The sequence below is a fragment of the Vibrio sp. 10N.247.310.17 genome (assembly GCF_041466605.1).
GTDB lineage: Bacteria > Pseudomonadota > Gammaproteobacteria > Enterobacterales > Vibrionaceae > Vibrio > Vibrio tasmaniensis_A.
Genome location: NZ_JBFSTC010000184.1, coordinates 1 through 2,597 on the forward strand (window position 1 = coordinate 1; position 2,597 = coordinate 2,597).

At 44.1% G+C, this 2,597-nt stretch carries 2 protein-coding genes; both read right to left on the bottom strand.

Annotated elements, in window-relative coordinates; all coding sequences use genetic code 11:
- Positions 1–107 precede the first annotated feature (107 nt).
- Positions 108–1,481: an L-cystine transporter gene (locus AB6D80_RS24560; protein WP_372189895.1), complete on the bottom strand. Its 1,374-nt coding sequence runs from the start codon at positions 1,479–1,481 to the stop codon at positions 108–110.
- A 185-nt stretch (positions 1,482–1,666) separates the two neighbouring features.
- On the bottom strand, positions 1,667–2,362 hold the full coding sequence (locus AB6D80_RS24565) for an NAD-dependent epimerase/dehydratase family protein (RefSeq protein ID WP_269336341.1): 696 nt from the start codon (positions 2,360–2,362) through the stop codon (positions 1,667–1,669).
- Positions 2,363–2,597: the final 235 nt, after the last annotated feature.

Sequence of the window (2,597 nt, forward strand, 5' to 3'; positions counted from 1 at the left end):
TCGGAAGGATCCTTCAACCGATCACTTTGGCTTTAACTGATCGGCATTAACGCATGTGCATCGGTTTTTGTTTAACGAGACTCAAGTTATTGGATCAATCGAACCCATTAAGCGTTCGCTTGTTCCAAATCTTGCTGTTTGTCCTTTTTAGCCAATAGGCGGCTTGTGATTGTACCAGCTGTCATTGCACCAGATACGTTAAGCGCAGTACGTGCCATATCGATAAGTGGTTCGATAGAGATAAGCAGTGCTGCGATAGTCACAGGTAGACCCATCGCGGGTAGTACGATAAGTGCCGCGAAAGTTGCACCGCCACCCACACCCGCGATACCGAATGAGCTCACCGTAATAATAGCAATGAGAGACAGAATGAAGTTGATGTCCATTGGGTCGATACCAACCGTAGGCGCAACCATAACTGCAAGCATTGCAGGGTAAATACCCGCACAACCATTTTGACCTATTGTTGCACCGAAAGACGCAGACAGGTTAGCAATCGCTGGTGGCACGTTTAACTTAGTGATTTGAGCTTCAACGTTCAGGGGAATAGTTGCTGCAGAGCTACGAGACGTGAAAGCGAACGTCAGTACTGGCCAGATCTTTTGGAAGTACTCTTTCGGGTTGACACCAACAAAAGAAACCAACACACCGTGAACGACGAACATCAGGATAATAGCGACGTAAGAAGCAACGATGAAGCCCAATAGGCTTAGGATGTCAGAAGCACTTGACGTTGCGACTACCTTCGCCATTAATGCTGCGATGCCGTATGGCGTTAGTGCCATGATCATCTTAACTAAGCGCATAACGATAGATTGAGCCGCTTCAACGAACGTACGGATTGGAGATTCTAATTCTTCTTTCTCTGCCATCACCTTACGAGCAGCAATACCCGTTAGCACGCCAAAGATAACTACCGCGATGATAGAAGTAGAGCGAGCCCCTGTTAGGTCTGCAAATGGGTTAGTCGGAATAAAGCTAACCAGCATTTGTGGAATCGTTAGATCTGAAACGCTGCCGATGCGGCTTTCTAGTGTTGCGATACGTGCTGTTTCACGAGCGCCTTCAGTTAAACCTTCAGCCGACAAGCAGAATGCTTGTGTTACAACAATACCAACAATCGCAGAAATTGCCGTTGTTGCTAGCAACACAGAAATGGTGATGCCGGAAATCTTACCTAGTGAGCCGCCTTTCTCAAGCTTCACTACTGCCGCAATCATTGAAACTAACACTAATGGCATGATGACCATTTTTAGTAGGCCAACGTAACCACGACCCACAATGTTTACCCAGTCGAGCGTCTCTTTGATAATAGGATTGCCTTCACCAAATAGCAGTTGAAGACCAAGGCCAAAAGCACTACCGAAAACTAAACCGAGTAAAACGAGGCGAGAAAGTGTGTTTTCTTTTTTCTGCTGTCCGTAGAGAAAAAAGAGGATACCAGTGAATACCGCTAAGGCAGCGATAGCTGAAAATGACATTGTTTTTCCTTATGAATAACCATGAATCGATAGGGCGCTTAGATATATGGGCGCAAATACTGTTAGCTAAAATAGCGACCTGTAACAAAACGTAAAATAAGGAAAAGTAATTTATTAGAACGATTAGTAATATCCACCCAATGGGTTGGATGGATATTCAACATTGTGGTGAATAGATAGACGTTTTAATGATATTTCGCTAATAAATTAAGCATGTCAGTCGAGGTGTAGATTTCGATACTTTGGAAATTATTTTCGAACAATCGGAATAATATTGCTTTCGCTACATCTTCCGATTGGATAGGGCGTAGGTTTTTGAATTTTCCAAACATTAACGGAGATATTAAAGGGAAGACTCTTTGTAGGAGCTTTTCATCAGTTCTGGGTTCGGCACGTTCACCCACCAGCGGGCCTGGACGAGCGATGAAGAGCTGCTTGAAGCCAATACGTTTTAGGTTTTGCTCCATTTGTCCCTTACAGCGCAGATAGTGTGAATAGGAGTCTGGCGAAGCGCCATAGCTAGAAACGACTGCGACACGTTGAACTCCAAGGAATTTCATCGACTGTGCCACTTGGCTAATCAGTTCTACATCGATCTTTCGCAGCGCTTCTTTTGAACCTGCTTTTTTCTTGGTTGTGCCTAAGCAGATAATGCCTAAGTTGGGCGTCGCTTTGGTGTCGTCCCAACTCGTTACTTGTAGATCGTTGTGGATGAGTGTATCGAGTTTGTTGGAGTGAAATTCTTCACCTAATGCTCTTCGTGACAAAGCATAGATGTGTTCTACAGCGGGCTCGTTAATGAGCAGTCTTAGGACATGATGACCAATTAGCCCTGTCGCACCAGCTATAACAACCGATGTTTTATCTCCATTAATACTCATTCTATTCCTTACTCGCTCTACAAGTGCTTGTTTAATATAAACAGTGTTTGAATTTTAAGCGAACAAAAGTTTCATTAATGAGCGTTAGGAAGATGGGGTTTGATGATGGGCTTTTATACGGAAGGTATGTGCTTGGCTACGTAAACCTCTATTAAAGTGTTAAAGATAACAAAGCCCGCTGGTGAACTGACCCCCAATAGTTGGACACCAATTATTGGGGGTCTTTTTATGTCCA

Excerpts from the sequence above, each read along its gene's own strand:
- AB6D80_RS24565 (WP_269336341.1), bottom strand. The coding sequence starts at position 2,362 with ATGAGTATTAATGGAGATAAAACATCGGTTGTTATAGCTGGTGCGACA.
- AB6D80_RS24560 (WP_372189895.1), bottom strand. The coding sequence starts at position 1,481 with ATGTCATTTTCAGCTATCGCTGCCTTAGCGGTATTCACTGGTATCCTC.